The organism is Streptomyces sp. 6-11-2 (assembly GCF_006540305.1).
In the GTDB taxonomy this organism is placed as follows: domain Bacteria; phylum Actinomycetota; class Actinomycetes; order Streptomycetales; family Streptomycetaceae; genus Streptomyces.
Genome location: NZ_BJOR01000001.1, coordinates 7,220,160 through 7,239,793, shown reverse-complemented (window position 1 = coordinate 7,239,793; position 19,634 = coordinate 7,220,160). Strand labels below are relative to the sequence as shown.

The 19,634-nt window shown below is 71.9% G+C and carries 13 protein-coding genes; 6 read left to right on the top strand and 7 right to left on the bottom strand.

All coding sequences use genetic code 11. The features are described 5' to 3' along the window. Positions 1–55 precede the first annotated feature (55 nt). The gene (gene snpA / locus TNCT6_RS32500; protein ID WP_141364764.1) at positions 56–763 is read right to left on the bottom strand and encodes a snapalysin; all 708 of its coding nucleotides are present in this window, start codon (positions 761–763) and stop codon (positions 56–58) included. Positions 764–958: 195 nt separating this feature from the next. Here snpA and TNCT6_RS32495 point away from each other — a divergent pair, with 195 nt between their 5' ends. Then, positions 959–2,005, top strand: a complete 1,047-nt coding sequence (locus TNCT6_RS32495; protein WP_141364762.1) for a LysR family transcriptional regulator — start codon at positions 959–961, stop codon at positions 2,003–2,005. Between the two features lie 637 nt (positions 2,006–2,642). Here TNCT6_RS32495 and TNCT6_RS32490 read toward each other — a convergent pair. Together TNCT6_RS32490 and pgm are read right to left on the bottom strand one after the other, a co-directional pair. Beyond that, positions 2,643–6,017 carry a pyruvate carboxylase gene (locus TNCT6_RS32490; RefSeq protein WP_141364760.1) on the bottom strand — a complete coding sequence of 1,125 codons (3,375 nt, stop codon included), beginning with the start codon at positions 6,015–6,017 and terminating at the stop codon, positions 2,643–2,645. A gap of 124 nt (positions 6,018–6,141) precedes the next feature. Then, a complete protein-coding gene (gene pgm, locus TNCT6_RS32485; RefSeq protein WP_141364758.1) occupies positions 6,142–7,782 on the bottom strand; it encodes a phosphoglucomutase (alpha-D-glucose-1,6-bisphosphate-dependent) in 1,641 nt (546 codons plus the stop codon). Positions 7,783–8,235: 453 nt separating this feature from the next. Between pgm and TNCT6_RS32480 the strand changes: the two genes are divergently transcribed. Both TNCT6_RS32480 and TNCT6_RS32475 read left to right on the top strand, forming a co-directional pair. After that, on the top strand, positions 8,236–8,619 hold the full coding sequence (locus TNCT6_RS32480) for a hypothetical protein (RefSeq protein ID WP_172633127.1): 384 nt from the start codon (positions 8,236–8,238) through the stop codon (positions 8,617–8,619). Positions 8,620–8,725: 106 nt separating this feature from the next. Continuing rightward, the gene (locus TNCT6_RS32475) at positions 8,726–8,920 is read left to right on the top strand and encodes an antitoxin (protein ID WP_141364754.1); all 195 of its coding nucleotides are present in this window, start codon (positions 8,726–8,728) and stop codon (positions 8,918–8,920) included. 117 nt (positions 8,921–9,037) lie between these two features. On the opposite strand, the gene TNCT6_RS32470 is transcribed toward TNCT6_RS32475, so the two are convergent. From TNCT6_RS32470 to TNCT6_RS32460, 3 genes are all read right to left on the bottom strand, one after another. Continuing rightward, complete coding sequence (locus TNCT6_RS32470; RefSeq protein ID WP_141364752.1) at positions 9,038–9,394, bottom strand: cytochrome C oxidase subunit I; 357 nt, start codon at positions 9,392–9,394, stop codon at positions 9,038–9,040. Next, on the bottom strand, positions 9,391–11,070 hold the full coding sequence (gene ctaD / locus TNCT6_RS32465; protein ID WP_141364750.1) for a cytochrome c oxidase subunit I: 1,680 nt from the start codon (positions 11,068–11,070) through the stop codon (positions 9,391–9,393). The genes TNCT6_RS32470 and ctaD overlap by 4 nt, the downstream gene beginning before the upstream one ends. Before the next feature lie 198 nt (positions 11,071–11,268). After that, positions 11,269–12,204, bottom strand: coding sequence for a LysR family transcriptional regulator (locus TNCT6_RS32460; RefSeq protein WP_141364748.1), 936 nt, complete (start codon positions 12,202–12,204; stop codon positions 11,269–11,271). 94 nt (positions 12,205–12,298) lie between these two features. Here TNCT6_RS32460 and mdlC point away from each other — a divergent pair, with 94 nt between their 5' ends. The 3 genes from mdlC to TNCT6_RS32445 are packed head-to-tail and all read left to right on the top strand — an operon-like array spanning position 12,299 to position 16,664. Further along, positions 12,299–13,879: a benzoylformate decarboxylase gene (gene mdlC, locus TNCT6_RS32455; RefSeq protein ID WP_141364746.1), complete on the top strand. Its 1,581-nt coding sequence runs from the start codon at positions 12,299–12,301 to the stop codon at positions 13,877–13,879. A 30-nt stretch (positions 13,880–13,909) separates the two neighbouring features. Further along, complete coding sequence (locus TNCT6_RS32450; RefSeq protein WP_141364743.1) at positions 13,910–15,364, top strand: benzaldehyde dehydrogenase; 1,455 nt, start codon at positions 13,910–13,912, stop codon at positions 15,362–15,364. A 49-nt stretch (positions 15,365–15,413) separates the two neighbouring features. Further along, positions 15,414–16,664 carry an aromatic acid/H+ symport family MFS transporter gene (locus tag TNCT6_RS32445; RefSeq protein WP_141364741.1) on the top strand — a complete coding sequence of 417 codons (1,251 nt, stop codon included), beginning with the start codon at positions 15,414–15,416 and terminating at the stop codon, positions 16,662–16,664. Between the two features lie 134 nt (positions 16,665–16,798). Here TNCT6_RS32445 and TNCT6_RS32440 read toward each other — a convergent pair whose 3' ends face one another. Continuing rightward, positions 16,799–19,588, bottom strand: coding sequence for a SpoIIE family protein phosphatase (locus TNCT6_RS32440; protein WP_141364739.1), 2,790 nt, complete (start codon positions 19,586–19,588; stop codon positions 16,799–16,801). Between the last annotated feature and the right edge of the window lie 46 nt (positions 19,589–19,634).

The window sequence follows — 19,634 nt, the reverse complement described above, 5'->3', positions numbered from 1 at the left end:
CGCGATGCGGGCCGCCCTGTGGGGTGGGCGGCCCGCATCAGTGGGGGGCGGGACGTCAGTTCGTCTTGGCCAGCTCCTTCAGGGCCTTCGCGAGGCCGTTGGCCCACAGCTGGTTGACGCGGGCGCGCTCGTTGGCGTCCGGGTAGCGGTTGGTGCAGGACGTGCCGGGACCGCCGCCCGACATCAGCTCGCTGCACGGGCCGCTGTAGTGGTCCGGCAGGCCCAGCACGTGGCCGGTCTCGTGGGCGGTGACGCGGATCGAGTCGTACTGCCGGTTCTGCGCGTAGTCGAGGAAGATGTAGCCCTTGCCGTGGCCGTTCGTGGAGGCGTAGGAGCCCCGCGAGTCGTTGCCCTCGTAGTACGCGAAGTCGGCGCTGCCCGAGGTCGCCTGGAGCTTGACGTTGGACACGGAACTGTTCCATATGGAAGCCGCGTTCGATATCTGCGAGGCGAAACTCGGCGCCTGGGACGCGTTGTAGGAGACGGTCACCGCCTGAAGGGTCGGATGGGCGGCCTGCTTCTCGGCGACCGACTTCAGCACGGCGTCGAAGAACGCCTTGTTGTTGGCGGCGCTCTCCGCCGAACCGGCGTACCGCGCGTACGCGGCTGCGGAGGCGGAGGCGGACGGCGCGGAGTCGTCGGTCCGGGCGCTCGCCGGGCCGGCGGTGCCCAGGGCGGCGGAGGCCAGACCCAGGCCGAGCGCGAGGGCCAGCAGCCTCCTGGAGGTCTTCGTGGACGTGGAGGCCATGCGGGACGCCTTCATGTGGGGGGCTCCTACTCGTTCGTGTGGGGTGGTGAACGATCGGTCACGCAGGAGTTTCGGGCACACCAACGGGTCTGCGGATGATGGCAACCGGGGATAGCGCCGAGCTATCGGGGCCGACTCGTACGATTCCGCTGGTTCCGTTGGGATTTGAACGTCTGGTGCGGCGTCACGGGCCCCCCTACGCTCCCTCCCATGGAGCTCGAGGTGAGGCACCTGCGTGTGCTGTGCGCCATCGCCGACCACGGCAGTCTGCACCAGGCGGCTCGGCAACTCGGCATGGCGCAGCCTTCGTTGAGCACCCAGCTGCGCCGCATCGAGCGCGCGCTCGGCGGGCAGCTCTTCCTGCGCACCCGTGCGGGCTGCCGGCCCACACCGCTGGGACACGCGGTACTGGGCCGGGCCAGACCCCTCGTCGCCGAACTGACCGCCCTCGTCACCGAGGCGCGGGCGGCCGCGGCCCGGGCCGCCGGCGGCACACGACTGCGCATCGGCGCCACCGCGAGCCGGGCCCTGCCGGGCTGGCTACGCCTGCTGCGCACCCGCGTGCCGCGGACCGAACCCACCCTCCAGATGGACGCGTCCGCGAACTGCCTGCTGCGCCTGGTCGCCGCGGGGCGGCTGGACATGGCCTTCGTGCACGAGGTCGAGGGCAGTCCGCTGCGCATCCCGCCCGGGCTCTGTCTGCGCGTACTGGTCGAGCGCGAACCGCAGTTCGTCTCCCTCGCCGCCGACCATCCGGCCGCCGCGCTGCCCGAGGTGCGGCTCGCCGACCTCGCGGGCGACCGATGGATGGTGGATTCCACGGTCGACGGGGAATGGGACGCCCTGTGCCGCGTGCTGCGCGAGGCGGGACTCGACGCCGACATGCTGCACGGCGACTACCTCACCGCGTACTCACTGGCCGCCACCGGCGAGGTGGTGACGGTCAGTCAACCCACCGCGCGCCCGCGCGCCGAACTCGCCATCCGCCCGTTGGAGGGTGACCCGATAGGGGTACGGCTCCTGCTCGCGGCCCGCACCGAGTCCGAACTCGACCATGCCTACGCGGAGTTGGAGGAGGCCTACTGGGAGGCGGCCCATCAGGCGCCGGCCTACCAGGAGTGGCTGGCCCGTTCCGGCACCACCGCTCACCCGCGCGGCACACCACGACCCCAGTCCGCCCGTGTCGCACAGCCGTCCCGTGCGGACGCCCACGCGGACGCCCTCCGCCGCAGACGACCGGTGACGGTCGGCCCCTAGCCGATCCCGGCACGACGAACGGCCGACACCACCCCGGACGCACGGCCGGGACGCCCGGCCCGAGCACGCGGCCCGAGCACGCGGACCGGACACTCGGTCCGAGCACACGGCCGGGACGCACGCACGGTCCCAGCACGCGGTCCGCGCTCGCGGTGCTCTGCCGAGGTCCGCGCACGCGGTGCTCTGCCGCCTGCGCGACGTCGACAAGGTGCCCGTCCCGACGCCCGGTACTCAGCCACCCGGTGCCGGTCCAGGCACGCAGTGCTCAGCCGACCGCGCTCGACACCACCCAGCCCCGCTCCGGACGCCCCGTGCACAACCACTTACGCCGCCCACCTCGGCCGCCATCCAGTGCCGACCCCAGCGCGCGGTGCTCAGCCGACCGTGCCCGACACCCCCAGCGCCGGTCCCGACGCCCGATGCACAACCACCCACGCCTGAGGCCGACAAGGTGCCGGTCCCGGCGCCCGGTGCTCAGTCGCCCATACCGGCCGCCGCCCGGCGCCGGGCGACGGCCTTCCGCCCGGGCGCCAGGCGTGGGAACCGGCCGGGCCGGTGGTGCGCCGTGCTTGGCCCGCCGGCCCCGCGCCGCCGGCGGCTTGGGGCCGGTGGTGCGGGGTCGACGCGGCGGGTCGGCTCAGCCCACCTCGACGAGCAGGTCGCCGCCCTCCACCTGCTGGATGCGGTTGATGGCCAGCCTGGTCACCCGGCCCGCCCTGGGGGCCGTGATGGCGGCCTCCATCTTCATCGCCTCGATGGTGGCCACGGTCGCGCCGGCCGCCACCTCGTCGCCCTCGGCGACCGCGAGGGTCACCACACCGGCGAACGGCGCCGCCACATGGCCGGGGTTGGCCCGGTCGGCCTTCTCGGTCACGGGAATGTCGGAGGCCGCCGCGGCGTCGCGCACCTGGATCGGGCGCAACTGGCCGTTCAGCGTGGACATCACGGTGCGCATACCGCGTTCGTCCGCCTCGCCGATGGCCTGGAGTTCGATGAGGAGCCGTACGCCGGGCTCCAGGTCGACGGCGTACTCGTCGGCGGGGCGCAGCCCGTAGAAGAAGTCCTTGCTGTCCAGCACGCTGGTGTCGCCGTAGGCCTGACGGTGGGCCTCGAACTCCCGGGTCGGGCCGGGGAACAGCAGCCGGTTGAGGGTGGAGCGGCGGGACTTCTCCAGGCCGGTGCGGTCCTCGGCGGTGAGCTCGGTGACGGGCTTGGCCTGCGCGCGGCCGTTGAGCGCCTTGGTGCGGAACGGCTCCGGCCAGCCGCCGGGCGGGGTGCCCAGCTCACCGCGCAGGAAGCCGATCACGGAGTCGGGGATGTCGAACCGGTCCGGCGCCGCCTCGAAGTCCTCCGGCGCCACACCGGCGCCGACCAGGTGCAGAGCGAGGTCGCCGACCACCTTGGACGAGGGGGTGACCTTGACCAGGCGGCCCAGGATGCGATCGGCGGCGGCGTACATCGCCTCGATGTCCTCGAAGCGGTCGCCGAGGCCGAGCGCGACCGCCTGGGTGCGCAGGTTGGACAGCTGACCGCCGGGGATCTCGTGGTGGTAGACGCGTCCGGTCGGCGAGGCCAGTCCCGCCTCGAAGGGGGCGTAGATCTTGCGGACGCTCTCCCAGTACGGCTCCAGGTCGCCGACCGCCTTCAGGTCCAGGCCGGTGGGCCGGTCGGAGTGGTCGGTGGCGGCAACGATCGCCGACAGCGACGGCTGGGAGGTGGTGCCGGCCATGGAGGCGACCGCGCCGTCCACGGCGTCGGCGCCGGCCTGCACGGCGGCGAGATAGGTGGCGAGCTGACCGCCGGCGGTGTCGTGGGTGTGCAGGTGGACCGGCAGGTCGAACTCGCGGCGCAGTGCCGAGACGAGCCTGGCCGCGGCGGGCGCCCGCAGCAGCCCGGCCATGTCCTTCACGGCCAGGACGTGTGCTCCGGCGGCCACGATCTGCTCGGCCAGGCGCAGGTAGTAGTCCAGGGTGTACAGGCGCTCGGCGGGGTCGGACAGGTCCCCCGTGTAGCACAGGGCGACCTCGGCGATCGCCGTCCCGGTCTCGCGTACGGCGTCGATGGCCGGCCGCATCTGCCCCACGTCGTTCAGCGCGTCGAAGACGCGGAAGATGTCGATGCCGGTGGCGGCGGCCTCCTGGACGAAGGCGTCGGTCACCTCGGTCGGGTACGGGGTGTAGCCCACGGTGTTGCGGCCACGCAGCAGCATCTGGAGGCAGATGTTGGGCACCGCCTCGCGCAGGGCGGCCAGGCGCTCCCAGGGGTCCTCGGCGAGGAAGCGCAGCGCGACGTCGTAGGTGGCGCCGCCCCAGCACTCCAGGGACAGCAGCTGGGGCAGGGTCCGTGCCACGACCGGGGCGGCGGCGAGGAGGTCCTTGGTGCGCACCCGGGTGGCGAGCAGCGACTGGTGCGCGTCGCGGAAGGTGGTGTCGGTGACGCCGATGGTCGGCGACTCGCGCAGGAGGCGGGCGAAGCCGTCCGGGCCGAGTTCGACGAGCTTCTGCCGGGAGCCGGCGGGCGGCTCGCCCGAGGGCAGCCGCGGCAGTTTGGTGACGGGGTCGATCACCTCGGGCCGTTCGCCGTGGGGCTTGTTCACGGTGACGTCGGCGAGGTAGGTGAGCAGCTTGGTGCCGCGGTCGGCGGAGGAGCGCGCGGTGAGCAGGTGCGGGCGCTGTTCGATGAACGACGTCGTGACCCGCCCGGCCTGGAAGTCGGGGTCGTCCAGTACGGCTTGGAGGAACGGGATGTTCGTGGCGACCCCGCGGATGCGGAACTCGGCCACGGCGCGCCGGGCCCGGCCGATCGCGGCCTTGAAGTCCCTTCCCCGGCAGGTGAGTTTGACGAGCATGGAGTCGAAGTGCGCGCTGATCTCGGTACCCGCGTGGGTGGTTCCGCCGTCGAGGCGGATGCCTGAGCCGCCCGGGGAGCGGTAGGCGCTGATGCGGCCGGTGTCCGGGCGGAAGCCGTTGGCCGGGTCCTCGGTGGTGATCCGGCACTGGAGGGCGGCGCCGCGCAGGGTGATGGTGTCCTGGGAGAGTCCGAGGTCGGCCAGGGTCTCGCCGGCGGCGATGCGGAGCTGGGCCTGGACCAGGTCGACGTCGGTGACTTCCTCCGTCACCGTGTGCTCGACCTGGATGCGCGGGTTCATCTCGATGAAGACGTGGTTGCCGTCGCGGTCGAGCAGGAACTCCACGGTGCCCGCGTTGCGGTAGCCGATCTCCCGGGCGAAGCGGACCGCGTCGGCGCAGATGCGCTCGCGCAGCGCGGGGTCGAGGTTCGGCGCGGGGGCGAGTTCGATGACCTTCTGGTGGCGGCGCTGGAGCGAGCAGTCGCGCTCGAACAGGTGGATGACGTCGCCCTGGCCGTCGGCGAGGATCTGCACCTCGATGTGGCGGGGGTCGACGACGGCCTTCTCCAGGAAGACGGTGGGGTCGCCGAACGCGGAGGTCGCCTCCCGGGACGCCGCCTCGATGGACTCGCGCAGCGCTGCGGGGTCCTCCACCCGGCGCATGCCGCGCCCTCCCCCGCCCGCGACCGCCTTGACGAAGAGGGGGAAGCCGATGTCCCCGGCGGCACGCACCAGTTCGTCGACGTCGGTGGAGGGCGCGGAGGAGCCGAGCACCGGCACGCCGGCGGCGCGGGCGGCCGCCACCGCGCGGGCCTTGTTCCCCGTCAGTTCCAGCGTGCCGGCGTCCGGTCCGACGAAGGTGATGCCCGACTCCTGGCAGGCGCGGGCGAGTTCGGGATTCTCGGACAGGAAACCGTAGCCGGGGTAGACGGCGTCCGCGCCCGCCCGGCGTGCCGCGCGGACGATCTCCTCGACGGAGAGGTAGGCGCGGACCGGGTGCCCCGGCTGGCCGATCTGGTAGGCCTCGTCGGCTTTCAGCCGGTGCAGCGAGTTGCGGTCCTCGTACGGGAAGACGGCCACGGTTCGCGCGCCCAGTTCGTAGCCGGCGCGGAACGCGCGGATGGCGATCTCGCCGCGGTTGGCGACCAGCACCTTGCGGAACATGCTCTATCCCTTCGGCCTGCCGGTGAAAGGACCATGGTGTCGGGCATGTCCTCGTCATGCCATGTGAGCCGGGCCACTCATCCCGATTGTCTCCCGCGCTCCCGCCGCTGTCGTGACGCCGTCGTCAACCGCCGAGTGCCGCGTGGACGACGCGTTCGGCCTCCTCCTGGACCTGGGAGAGGTGGTCGGGGCCCCGGAACGACTCGGCGTAGATCTTGTAGACGTCCTCGGTACCCGAGGGGCGGGCCGCGAACCAGGCGTTCTCGGTGGTCACCTTGATGCCGCCGATGGGCGCGCCGTTGCCGGGCGCTTCGGTGAGGACGGCGGTGACCGGCTCCCCGGCGAGGGTGTCGGCGGTGACCTGGGCCGGGGACAGCTCGGCCAGGCGGGCCTTCTCCTCTCGGGAGGCCGGCGCGTCGACGCGGGCGTAGGCGGGTTCGCCGAAGCGGGCGGTGAGTTCCGCGTAGTGCTGGGACGGCGTCCGGTCGGTGACGGCGGTGATCTCGGACGCGAGCAGGGCCAGGACGATGCCGTCCTTGTCGGTGGTCCACACCGAGCCGTCCCGGCGCAGGAACGACGCCCCGGCGGACTCCTCGCCACCGAAACCGAGGGAGGAGTCGATCAGCCCGTCCACGAACCACTTGAAGCCCACGGGCACTTCGACCAGCCGGCGGCCGAGGTCGGCGGCGACCCGGTCGATCATGCCGGAGGAGACCAGCGTCTTGCCCACGCCCGCCTCGGCGGGCCACCGGGTGCGGTGGGCGTAGAGGTAGGAGATGGCCACGGCGAGGTAGTGGTTGGGGTTCATCAGCCCGGCGTCCGGGGTGACGATGCCGTGCCGGTCGGCGTCGGCGTCGTTGCCCGTGGCGATCCGGAAGCGGTCGCGCTGCCCGATGAGCGAGGCCATCGCGTACGGCGAGGAGCAGTCCATACGGATCTTGCCGTCCCAGTCCAGCGTCATGAAGCGCCAGGTGGGGTCGGTGAGCGGATTGACCACGGTCAGGTCGAGCCGGTGCTGCTCGGCGATGCGGCCCCAGTAGGCGACGGAGGCTCCGCCCAGCGGGTCGGCGGCGATCCGCACGCCGGCGTCCCGGACCGCGTCGAGGTCGAGCACGCTCGGCAGATCGGTGACGTAGGCGCCGAGGAAGTCGTGACGGCCGGTGCCGGGCGCGGCCAGTGCGCGGGTGTACGGGACGCGCCGTACGTCCTTGAGGCCGCCCGCGATGATCTCGTTGGCCCGGTCCTGGATCCAGGAGGTCGCCTCGGAGCCCGCCGGGCCGCCGCTGGGCGGGTTGTACTTGAAGCCGCCGTCGCCGGGCGGGTTGTGCGACGGGGTCACGACGACACCGTCGGCGGGGCCCGAGGGGTGGGAGCGGTTGTGCGTCAGGATCGCGTGGGAGACGGCCGGGGTGGGGGTGTAGCCGTCCGCCGTGTCGATCAGGACGGTGACGTCGTTGGCGGCGAAGACCTCCAGCGCGGTGATCCGCGCGGGCTCGGAGAGGGCGTGGGTGTCCGCGCCCAGGAAGAGGGGGCCGTCAGTGCCCTGTCGTGCGCGGTATTCGCAGATGGCCTGGCTGGTCGCGGTGATGTGGTCCTCGTTGAACGCCGTCGCCAGTGACGATCCGCGGTGCCCGGACGTTCCGAACGCCACGCGCTGTCCCACCTCGGCCGGGTCGGGGTGCAGCGCGTAGTACGCCGTCACCAGCCGGGCGACGTCGATCAGATCCTCGGGTCCGGCCGGCTTGCCCGCTCGCTCGTGCTGCATGGCACCCACGCTCCTCCGCGTCGTCGTGCGTCCGCTGTCCACTGTCCGCTCGCGATGTCATCTTCCCCCGTACACGGGACGCGAGTCGGGCTCGCGCCGGACCCCGGTCGTGGGCCGGTGGGCCGGTGGGCCGGTGGGCCGGTGGCCTGTGGCCTGTGGCCGCAAGCGTGAAGAACGCCGTTCGGGGCAGCCACTCCCACACGCACCCGGAGCCGGTTCCCCGCAGACGTGGCTCCGCCACGAGGACGCTCCGGCGCCTTGTGATCGCACGCACCGGACGCCGCGCGGCCCGCCCTTCGGGCGGACGACGGGAATGTGACGACAGGACCCAGGGCCTCGTGCTCACCCGGGTCGTCCGCCATGGGAGAGTGGTCCCCTACTGCACAAGGCATGTCGGGAGGAAGAGCAGTGCCGGAAGGGCGCCCGAAGCGTTCGAGCAAGTCGCGTCTCGCGGTGATTGCCCTGATCGTCGGTCTGGGCACCTGGCTGGGCTATGTCTGCTATTCGATCGCGACGGAGGCCCCGCCCGGCGCGCCGAGCGTGGCCGCGCTGACCGACCGGGTCCAGAAGGCCGCCGCCGACCGGGACGCGGACGGCTTCCAGACCTTGTTCGACGAGGACACCGTCTCCGACGACTACGCCGCCCACTACCTGGACCGGCTGGGAGAGCACGCCCCCCAGTTGCAGGCCCGGGTGGACCACCGTGACGGCCACGACTTCCTGCTGCTGCGCTCCGCGCGGGGCGACTCCGTGTGCACGGCCTGGTACATCACCGAGCGGGACGGCCGCCGGCTGCTCGACGGCGTGCCACCGGCCGAGAATCTGTGCGCGCGCTGACGGTGAACCGGGGTTTCCGCGGGTGATCCCGGCCCTTCCGGTTGCGGATGCAGTCCCTGTCGCCGTCGGCCATCCTGGGAGGAACCACGGCGTTAAGGAGTATGCGATGAGCATGCTGGACAAGCTCAAGGGACTGCTGAAAGGTCACGAGGAGCAGGCCGGCAAGGGCATCGACAAAGCCGGTGACTACACCGACGAGCGGACCCAGGGAAAGTACCGGAGCCAGGTCGACACCGGTCAGGACAAGCTCAAGGAGCAGCTCGGCCGGCCGGACCCGGGCCAGGACCAGCCGCCGCAGTGACGCTCCCGTGATCACGACCGCCGGCCCGGTGGGCCGGTGCGACGAGTTCGGGCCGCCCCCGCGAGGAGGGCGGCCCGATTCGGTTCGGCACGGGCCGGGCGGGACGAATCCGGGGTCTCAGGGCCGTACGAGGGCCAGGGCCAGGACCGCCGCCCCGGCGAGCACCGCGAGGGCGGTGAGGACGAACGCGAAGCACCGCGCCCGCAACTGGCGGTAGCGCGCCTCGTACTCGCCGCGCAGCGCCCGGCACCGCTCGGCGACCCGCTGGAGGTCCGCCCGGGCCCGCAGCAGGCAGTCGGAGACGTAGTGCTCCTCGATCTCCTCGCGCTGCGCAGTGGTCAGCCACTGCATGGGCTCGGTGAAGACACGGGCCCGCTGCTCGGCCTCGGCCACGCGGGCCTGCCACAGCAGATAGCCCTCGACCTGCTCGACCAGTCCGGCGGGTCCCTCCGGGCGTTTCGCCGCGTCGGTCATCCGGGCAGGCCCAGGTTCTCCCGCTTGTCCGTGACCGAGACCTCCGGGTGGTGCAGGTCGAAGGCCGGGGACTCACTGCGGATCACGGGCAGGGTGACGAAGTTGTGCCGCGGCGGCGGGCAGGAGGTCGCCCACTCCAGGGAGCGGCCGTAGCCCCAGGGGTCGTCGATCTCGACCTTCTGGCCGTACTTGGCCGTCTTCCAGACGTTGTAGAAGAACGGCAGCATCGACAGCCCCAGCAGGAACGACCCGATGCTGGAGATCTCGTTGAGCGTCGTGAAGCCATCGGCGGCGAGATAGTCGGCGTACCGGCGCGGCATGCCCTCCGCACCCAGCCAGTGCTGCACCAGGAACGTGGTGTGGAAGCCGACGAACAACGTCCAGAAGGTCATCTTCCCCAGGCGCTCGTCGAGCATCTTGCCGGTCCACTTGGGCCACCAGAAGTGGAAGCCGGCGAACATCGCGAAGACCACCGTGCCGAAGACGACGTAGTGGAAGTGCGCCACCACGAAGTAGCTGTCGGAGACCTCGAAGTCCAGTGGCGGCGAGGCCAGGATGACACCGGTCAGGCCACCGAAGAGGAAGGTGATCAGGAAGCCGGTCGACCACAGCATCGGCGTCTCGAACGACAGCGAACCGTTCCACATGGTGCCGACCCAGTTGAAGAACTTCACACCGGTCGGAACCGCGATCAGGAAGGTCATGAAGGCGAAGAACGGCAGCAGCACACCGCCGGTGACGAACATGTGGTGCGCCCACACCGTCACCGACAGGCCCGCGATCGAGATCGTCGCGCCGACCAGGCCCATGTAGCCGAAGATCGGCTTGCGGGAGAAGACCGGGATGATCTCACTGACGATGCCGAAGAACGGCAGCGCGATGATGTACACCTCGGGATGCCCGAAGAACCAGAACAGGTGCTGCCACAGCAGCGAACCGCCGTTGGCCGCCTCGAAGACGTGGGCACCCCACTTGCGGTCCACCTCCAGGCTGAGCAGCGCGGCCGCCAGGACCGGGAAGGCCAGCAGCACCAGGACGCTGGTGAGCAGCACGTTCCAGGTGAAGATCGGCATGCGGAACATGGTCATGCCCGGGGCGCGCATGCAGATGATCGTGGTGATGAAGTTGACCGAGCCGAGGATGGTACCGAATCCGGACATGGCCAGGCCTAGGATCCACAGGTCCCCGCCCAGGCCCGGAGTGTGGATGATGTCGTTCAGCGGGGCATAGGCGAACCAGCCGAAGTCGGCCGCGCCCTGCGGGGTGAGGAAGCCTGCGACCGCGATCAGCGAGCCGAACAGGTACAGCCAGTAGGCGAACATGTTCAGCCGCGGGAAGGCCACGTCCGGGGCGCCGATCTGCAGCGGCATGATCCAGTTCGTGAACCCGGCGAACAGCGGCGTCGCGAACATCAGCAGCATGATCGTGCCGTGCATCGTGAACATCTGGTTGAACTGTTCGTTCGTCAAGATCTGCAGGCCCGGCCGGGCCAGCTCGGCGCGCATCAGCAGCGCCATGATGCCGCCGATCAGGAAGAACGTGAAGGAAGTGATCAGATACAGCGAACCGATCGTCTTGTGATCGGTCGTCGTCGCCCACTTCACCACCACGGCACCGGGCCGCAGGTGACGACGGGGAGCGGCGGTTTCCCGCGTGGTGTGCTGGACGTCTGTCATGCGGCCCGTGACACGCTTTCTCTCAGGAGATGGATACGTGAAGGTCCACGCGGTGTCCCGCAGGGCCCGGCCTCCATCCTTCCGCCTGCCGCCTCCGAAGCGGAGGCAGCCGTCGCCGAGACGGAGTAACGCCCGGCGTATTGCACCCGGTTGGCCTACGCACCTCACGCCGATGGCGGGCACGGTGCGCGACGCGGCCTACGGGGCGGCGGACGGGGGCAGTTGGGCCGGGCTCACCCGCTCCCCCAGGACCTCGGACATGAACTGCACCAGCCACCGCTGGGAGGGGCTGCGCGAGGACTCGTGCCGGGCGTACAGCGCCACCTCGATCGGCTCGGTGTCGAACGGGAGCCGGACCATGCGCAGTTGGTGGGAGGAGGCGAACACCTCGCCGACGTACTCGGGGACGATGGCGATCAGGTCGGTCTGCTCCAGCAGGTACGGCAGCATCGAGAAGCGGGTGGCGTCCACCACCACCCGGTCCAGCAGCCCGTGCGCGGCGAGCACGGCACGCGGGACGACGTGCCCGCTGGGGCCGAAGACGGTGGCGTGGGATTCGGCCGCGAGCTCGGCCAGGGTGACCGACTCGCCCCGCACCCGCGGGTGGTCGGCGGCGACCATGCCGACGTAGCGCTCGTGGAAGAGCGGGATCCGCACGGTCCGGTGGGAGGTCAGCACCGGGGTGGCCACGAACGCGTCGAGGTCGCCGCGGCGCAGCTGGTGCTCCGCCTCGTCGACGTCCAGCGGCCGCACGGTGAAGGACACCCCGGGCGCCCGTTCACGGGCCGCGGCCAGCAGACGCGGCAGCAGGGTCACCTCGCCCAGGTCGGACAGGGCCAGCGTGAACCGCCCGCACATGACCCCGGGATCGAAGACGTCGGCCTGGCGGACCGTGCTGTCGATGTCGGCCAGCGCGCGCTGCAACGGCTCGTACAGCCGGAGGGCTCCGGCGGTCGGCGTCAGCCCGCGTCCGGTGCGCCGGAACAGCTCGTCGCCGAAGTGCCGGCGCAGCTTGCCCAGGCTGTAGCTGACGGTGGGCTGGGTGACGTGGAGCGTGTCGGCGGTGACCGTGACGCTGCCGGTCTCGTACAGCAGCACGAAGACGCGGGCGAGGTTGAGGTCGAAGGTCCTCATATCGAAGCAGTCTATATCGCGAAGGTAAAAGATTTATTGGTGCTCATGTCGGCGCTTGCCTAGCGTGGCGTGCGTCACTCCGAAAGGAACGTCTGTGCCTTCCGTACGCCGCCTCTCCCACGAGTTCCTGGAGCGCCAGGGCCTCACCACCGTGTTCGGCAACCCCGGCTCCAACGAGCTGCCCTTCCTCGCCGAACTCCCCGCCGGCTTCCGCTACGTCCTGGGCCTGCACGAGGGCGCCGTCGTCGGCATGGCCGACGGGTACGCGCAGGCGACCGGCCGGCCCGTCCTGGTCAATCTGCACGCGGCGTCCGGCTCCGGGAACGCGATGGGCGCGCTGACGAACGCCGTGGCCTCCCGCACCCCGCTCGTGATCGTCGCCGGCCAGCAGGTGCGCTCCGCCGTCGGTCCGGAGGCCAACCTGTCCAACGTGGACGCCCCGGCGCTGATGAGGCCGCTGGTCGGCTGGGCGGCCGAGCCGGCGTGCGCCCAGGACGTGCCGCGCGCCCTCGCGCAGGCCGTCTTCGAGGCGCAGCTCCAGCGGCGCCCGACGTATCTGTCCGTCCCCTACGACGACTGGGCGGCCGACGCCGACGACAACGCCCTGGCGGTCCTCGACCGGCGGGTCGGCCGCGCTTCCGTCCCCGACGGGGAGCAGGGCCGCCGGCTGGCCGAGCAGGTCGCCTCCGCCCGGCGGCCCGCGCTCGTGCTGGGCGGGGACATCGACTCGGCCGGCCTGTTCGACGACGCCGTCCGGCTGGCCGAGCGCCTGGGCGGCCCGGTGTGGGCGGCCCCCTCGCAGTTCCGGCTGCCCTTCCCCAACCGGCACCCCCTCTTCCGCGGGGTACTGCCCGCCGGGATCGCGCCGGTCAGCGAGGCGTTCGAGGGCCACGACCTGGTCCTGGTGCTCGGCGCGCCGGTGTTCCGCTACCACGAGCACCTCCCCGGCCGGTACCTGCCCGAGGGCACCCGGCTGATCCAGGTGACCGAGGACGCCTCCGCCGCCGCGCGGGCGCCGATGGGCGAGGCCCTGGTCGCCGACCCCGGAGCGGTCATCGGCCTGCTCCTGAAGCTGCTCGACGGCCGCGAGGCACCCGCTGGCGCCTTCCGGCCCGCGCCCGAGCCGCCCACGGGCGACGGCTCCCGGCTGCACCCCGAGCAGGTCTTCGCCGCGCTGCGCGACGAACTGCCCGAGGACACCGCCTACGTGGTCGAGTCGACGTCGACGAACGCCTCCTGGTGGCGCCAGATGGACCTGCGCCGGCCCGGCTCCTACTACTTCCCGGCGGCCGGCGGACTCGGGTTCGGGCTGCCCGGCGCGGTCGGGGTCGCGATGGGGCAGCCGGGCCGGCCGGTGGTCGGCGTCATCGGGGACGGCTCGGCCAACTACGGCATCACCGCCCTGTGGACGGCCGCCCAGCACCGCCTCCCGCTGACCGTCGTCCTGCTGCGCAACGGCACGTACGGGGCACTGCGCTGGTTCGGCGGCCTGCTGGGCGTGCCGGACGCCCCCGGCCTGGACATCCCCGGCCTGGACTTCACCCGTATCGCCGAGGGATACGGAGTCCGGGCCCGGCACGTCGGCGACGCCGAGGAGCTGCGGGCCGCCCTCGCCGAGCGCCCGGACCACCCGCGGCTGCTCCAGGTGGACACCGCGCTCACCACCCCGTCCTGATCCGCCCCTGTGCACAAGAGAGGAAACGCGATGGCACTCCTGGACAGCGACGTCTGGGCCAAGAAGTTCTTCAGCGACGGCTGGAGGGACGCCTCCGGCGAGCAGCCGGTCGTCGAACCCGCGACCGGCGAACAGCTCGCGACGGCGGGCCTGGCCACCGCCGAGGACGTACGGCGTGCGTCCGCCCGCGCGGCCGAGGCGCAGCGCGACTGGGCGGCGACCTCCCCGCAGCGGCGGGCCGCCGTACTGCGCCGGGCGGGCGAGCTGCTGGCCGAGCACGCCGCCGAGATCGAGGACTGGCTGGTACGCGAGGCCGGGTCCGTACGGGCCAAGGCGGCCTTCGAGGCGCGGCTCGCCGTGGGCGAGTGCTTCGAGTGCGCGGGCCTGCCGACACACCCGCAGGGCGAGGTGCTCACCTCCGAGGACGCCCGCTGGTCCCTCTCCCGGCGCCGCCCGGCCGGTGTCGTCAGTGTCATCGCGCCCTTCAACTTCCCGCTCGTCCTGGGCCTGCGCTCGGTGGCGCCGGCGCTCGCCCTGGGCAACGCGGTGCTGCTCAAGCCGGACCCGCGCACCGCGGTGAGCGGTGGTGTCGTCATCGCGCGCGTCTTCGAGGAGGCGGGCCTGCCGGCCGGGGTGCTGCACCTGCTGCCGGGCGACGGCTCGGTCGGCCGGGCCGTCGTCGAGGCGCCCGAGGTCCGGGTGGTCTCCTTCACCGGCTCGACTCCGGTCGGGCGGGCGATCGGCGAGCAGGCCGGACGCCTGCTCAAGCGGGCCCACCTGGAGCTGGGCGGGAACAACGCGCTGGTCGTGCTGCCCGGGGCGGACGTGCCGAAGGCGGCCTCGGCCGGCGCCTTCGGCTCCTATCTGCACCAGGGCCAGATCTGCATGACGACCGGTCGCCACATCGTCCACGAGTCGCTGCTGGAGGAGTACACCGCGGCGCTCGCCGCGAAGGCCGCGGCCCTGCCGGTCGGCGATCCGGCCCGCGAGGACGTCGCGCTCGGCCCGATCATCGACCGGCGCCAGCTCGAACGGGTGCACGGCATCGTCACCGACAGCGTCGCCGCGGGGGCGACCCTCGCCGCGGGCGGCGAGATCGTCGGCGCGTGCTACCGGGCCACTGTGCTGAGCGGCCTGACGACCGACATGCCGGCCTGGCGCGAGGAGATCTTCGGGCCCGTCGCGCCCGTCATCGGCTTCTCGACGCTGGAGGAGGCCGCGCGGATCGTCAACGACTGCGAGTACGGGCTGTCCGTGGGGATCCTCGGCGACGTGGGGACGGCGATGAAGCTCGCCGACCGGATCGACTCCGGCAAGGTCCACATCAACGAGCAGACCGTCGGCGACGAGCCCAACGCGCCCTTCGGCGGGGTCAAGGCCTCCGGCACCGGGTCCCGGTTCGGGGGCACCGCCGCCAACGTCGAGGCCTTCACCGAGACCCAGTGGGTCACCGTCCGGCCCGACATCGCCGACTACCCGTTCTGATCCGCCCGTCCTCGCCCGTCCGCTCCCGTCCCCAGGGGGGAACGTCCCTATGTCATCCGCCGTCTCGTCCCCGACGACCGCGCAGTCCGGCACCGCCGGGAGAAGCACCTGGACCGTGGTCCTGTGCTGGATCACCGTCATGCTGGAGGGCTACGACCTCGTCGTCCTCGGCGCCATCATCCCGACCCTGCTCAAGACCCGTCACCTCGGCATGACCGCGGGCGACGCCACCATGATCGCGACGCTGTCGCTCGTCGGCGTCGCCATCGGCGCCGTCTGCGTCGGCCCGCTGGCCGACCGGCTGGGGCGCCGCCTGCTGCTCATCGCGTCGGTGGTGGTGTTCTCGGTGTTCACCATCGTGGTGCCGCTGGCCGGCTCCGTGACGATGTTCGCCGTCCTCCGGCTCATCGCCGGTCTGGGCCTGGGCGCCTGCATGCCGGTGTCGCTCACGATGATGGCCGAGCACATGCCGGCCAGCCGGCGTGCCCGGGCCAGCACCCTGACCATGACCGGCTATCACACCGGTGCCGTGATCACTTCCCTGCTGGCCCTCCAGGTGACCGACAACTGGCAGATCCTGTTCTACGTCCTCGGCGTGGCCGGGCTCGTCGTCGCCGTCATCCAGTGGTTCCGGCTGCCGGAGTCGGAGGCCTTCATGCGGGCCAAGCAGGCGGCCGGGGCGCAGCGGGTCCCGTTCACCGAGCTGCTCAAGCCGGCCTACCTGCGCGCGGGCATAGGCATCTGGGTCGCCTCGTTCATGGGGCTGCTGCTGGTCTACGGCCTGAACACCTGGCTGCCCAAGCTGATGAACGACGCCGGTTACCCCGTCCCCACGGCCGTCACCCAGCTCCTGGTGCTCAACGTCGGCGGCGTCGTCGGCCTGATCGTCGGCGGCTTCGTGGCCGACCGGCGGGGCATCAAGGGGACCATACTCGGCTGGTTCGCGGTGTCCGTGGTCATGCTCGGCTGCCTGAGCATCAAGATGAACAGCAACCTGCTGCTGAACGTCGTCGTCTTCCTCACCGGCGTGTTCGTCTTCTCCGCCATGGTGCTCGTCTACGCCTACGTGACGCACTTCTACCCGGCCGCGGTACGCGGGACCGCCCTCGGCTCCGCCTCCGGCATCGGCCGGATCGGCTCGATCGTCGGCCCGACGATCACCGGGGCCCTGGTCGCCTCCGGCATCGGCCACCCGTGGGGCTTCTACTTCTTCGCCGCGGTCGCGGTACTCGGCTTCCTGGCCGTGCTGACCCTGCCGCGGCACGCTCCGCGGCCGCAGGCCGCCGGGGTCACCGCCTGACGCGTCCGTTCACCCTTTGCGACGGCGCGGGACCGCCCACCGGGCGGGCCCGCGCCGTCACCGCTTCGGGGCCGGCCGACCGACCGCGCCTGTGCGCATGATGCCGGACGCCGGGGCGGGTCGGGGATCACCTGTCATCCCGCCCGGTCGCCCGTCGTCTGGCCGGGGAGCACCGGTGTCCGCGGGACGGTGGGCCAGCCGTCGACGGGAGACGCGATCGTCCCGGACACGGTCGTACCCGGGTCCTCGCCGCCCTCGGGCAGGGCGAGTTCGGCCCAGATCACCTTTCCGTGCGGGGAGTAGCGGGTGCCCCAGTGCTCGGTCATCTGCGACACCAGGAACAGACCGCGGCCGCCCTCCTCGGTCGTCGCGGCGTAGCGCAGGTGCGGCGAGGTGCTGGTGCCGTCGGAGACCTCGCAGATCAGCGTGCGGTCGCGGATCAGCCGGACGTGGATCGGCGCACCGCCGTAGCGGATGGCGTTGGTGACGAGTTCGCTCAGCACGAGTTCCATGCTGAAGCCGAGCTCGGACAGGCCCCACTCGTCGAGTGTGCGGGCGGCCGCGACGCGGACCCGGGCGACGGCGGCCGGGTCGGGCGGCACGTCCCACTCGGCGACCCGGTCGCAGGGCAGCGCCCGGGTTCGGGCGATCAGCAGGGCGACGTCGTCCTTGGGACGCGCGGGCAGCAGCGTGTCCAGCACCGCCTGGCAGCTCTGCTCCGGCGAGCGGTCGGGGTGGCCCGCGAGGGCCTGGCGCAGCAGTTCCATGCCGACGTCCAGGTCTCGCCGGCGGTCCTCGATGAGACCGTCGGTGTACAGGGCGAGCTGGGTGCCTTCGGGGAGCTCCAGCTCGGCCGTCCGGAACGGCATGCCGCCCAGGCCGAGCGGCGGCCCGTGCGGCAGATCCGGGAAGGTGACGTCGCCGTCCGGGCTGACCAGCGCGGGCGCGAGATGACCGGCGCGCGCCATGGCGCAGCGGCGCGTCACGGGATCGTAGATCGCGTACAGACAGGTGGCTCCGACGACGGCCGCGGCGGCGCCGGTGGAGGCCTCGTCCTGGTCGATGCGGCCGACGAGGTCGTCCAGGTGGCTCAGCAGCTCGTCGGGGGGCAGGTCGAGCGTGGAGAAGTTGTGCACCGCGGTCCGCAGCCGTCCCATGGTGGCGGCGGCGTGCAGGCCGTGCCCGACCACGTCCCCGACGACCAGGGCGACCCGTCCGCCGGGCAGCGGGATCACGTCGAACCAGTCACCGCTCACACCCGACTGGGCGGGCAGATAGCGGTAGCCGACCTCCAGCGCGCTCAGCTCGGGCAGGGCCCGTGGCAGCAGGCTGCGCTGGAGGGTGACCGCGAGCGCGTGCTCGCGGGCGTAGCGGCGGGCGTTGTCGATGCTGACCGCGGCCCGGGCCACCAGTTCCTCGGCCAGGGAAAGCTCCTCCTCGTCGAACGGGCCGCGCTCCTTGCGGCGCCAGAAGTTGGCCATGCCCAGCACGACACCGCGGGCCTGGATTGGGGCCGAGATCAGCGAGTGGATGCCGTAGTCGACGATCGCCTTGGTGCGCTCCGGATCCTGCGCCTGCCAGCCGTACGCCGACGACAGGTCCGTCACCAGTTCCACGTGGCCGGTGTCGTAGCTGCGGGCCTGGGGCGTGGACGGCAGGAAGTCGATCAGCCGGCCCTTCTCGTAGAGCGGCGCGTCGTCCTGGACACCGCGTACGGCGATGCGGCGCAGGCCCGTCGCCGTGCCGGCGGGCTCCTCGCCCCGCAGTACGCCCTCGGCGAGGTCCACGGAGACGTAGTCGGCGAAGCGGGGGACGGCGACCTGGGCGAGTTCGTCGGCGGTGCGGGACACGTCGAGGGTGGTGCCGATGCCCAGGCCGGCGTCGTAGAGCAGTTCGAGCCGTTCCCGGGCCACCTGGGCCCGGCCGGAGATGGCCTGGAGTTCGGTGGAGTCGCGGAGCGTCACCACCGTTCGCCGCCCGCCTCCGTCGCTGTGCGTGGGCCGCTGGTTGACCGCCAGCAGCCGGGATCCGGCGAGGTGCACCTCGTCGGTGGCCATGCGGCCCGAGGTGAGCAGTTCGACCGTTTCCGGTTCCAGCGTCGGGAACTGCGCCACCTGCCTGCCCTCGGCATCCGACGGCAGCTCCAGCAGCCGCTTGGCCTCGTCGTTCGCCAGCAGCAGCCGCCCGTCGTCACCGACGATGAGTACTCCTTCGCGTACGGAGTGCAGCACCGCGTCGTGGTGGTCGTACATGCGGGTCATCTCGTCCGGGGCGAGGCTGTGGGTCTGCCGCCGCAGCCGCCTGCCGACCAGCGCCGTCACGCCGGTGGCCAGACCCAGCGCCGCCGCCCCGGCGCCCAGGATGATCGGGATCTGCCGGTTCACCTGGCTGGTCACGTGCTTGACCTGGAGGCCTGCGGAGACCAGCGCCACCACGCGGCTGCCGTCCCTGATGGGAACGGTGGCCTGTACCTCGTCGCCGAGCGGCCCGTGGACGGTCTCGGTGTAGACCTTGCCGGCCAGCGACGGCTCGATGGCGCCGACGAAACGGTGGCCGATGCGGTCCGGCAGGGGGTGGGTGTAGCGGATGCCGTTCGTGTCCATGACGACGATGAAGTCGACCCCCGCGGACCTGCGCGCCGCCTCCGTGAGGGGCTGGAGCACCTTCGACGGGCCGGGCGTCCGCAGTGCGCTCACGACACCCGGGGAGTGCGCGAAGGTCTGCGCCACCGCCACGGAACGGCGCTTGGCCTCGGCGTTGACGTCCCGCTGCGACTGAAGGACGAGGGAGAAGACGGCGAAAGCCACAAGCAGCGCCACCAGCGCCACCTGCAGAACGAACACCTGTCCGGCGACGCTTCGCGGGCTCTTTCCCAGCAGCGAGCGCAGCGATATGCGTCGAAGACGGGTAAAACGGTCGACCATCCGGCATTTGTAACATCCGCCCTCCCCCATCGTCACGACTTCCACG